The sequence below is a fragment of the Prevotella conceptionensis 9403948 genome (genome assembly GCF_000312305.1).
Classification (GTDB): domain Bacteria; phylum Bacteroidota; class Bacteroidia; order Bacteroidales; family Bacteroidaceae; genus Prevotella; species Prevotella conceptionensis.
This window is the reverse complement of the sequence record NZ_HE999527.1, coordinates 1-649: the sequence shown is the minus strand read 5'-3', so window position 1 is coordinate 649 and position 649 is coordinate 1. Positions and strand designations below refer to the sequence as shown.

The 649-nt window shown below is 57.0% G+C and carries 1 rRNA gene; it reads right to left on the bottom strand.

Annotated elements, in window-relative coordinates:
- A 23S ribosomal RNA gene (locus BN93_RS16100) occupies nucleotides 1-578 on the bottom strand; the annotation flags it as partial.
- Nucleotides 579-649 lie beyond the last annotated feature (71 nt).

Here is a 649-nt window from a genome sequence, read left to right as displayed (position 1 = left end):
GCAGCTCCGACCGCTTGTAGGCGCATGGTTTCAGGAACTATTTCACTCTTCTTGTCGAAGTGCTTTTCACCTTTCCCTCACGGTACTGGTTCGCTATCGGTCTCATGGGAGTATTTAGCCTTACCGGATGGTCCCGGCCGGTTCGCGCAGGATTTCACGTGTCCCGCGTTACTCAGGATACCGCTATGCCGCTTTGTGCTTCGGATAAGGGGCTTTCACCCGCTACGGCGCCCCTTTCCAGGGAGCTTCTCCTCACACGCCGCGTGCAACGGCGCGGTCCTACAACCCCGGCGATGCGTTGCCACAACGCCGGTTTGGGCTCTTCCCCGTTCGCTCGCCACTACTGGGGGAATCATTAACTTATTTTCTCTTCCTCGGGGTACTAAGATGTTTCAGTTCCCCCGGTTCGCCTCACCGACTGTGCGGTGATACCCGCGTATTGCGCGGGTGGGTTGTCCCATTCGGAAATCCGCGGGTCAAAGGTCATTTGCACCTTACCGCGGCTTATCGCAGCTTATCACGTCCTTCATCGCCTCCATGAGCCAAGGCATCCGCCATGCGCCCTTAATTACTTTCTTTACGCCAGCGCACGCTCCCCATAAGGGAAGGCGCGCAGCCCATACTTCAGCTGTATCGTCTACATGGACTT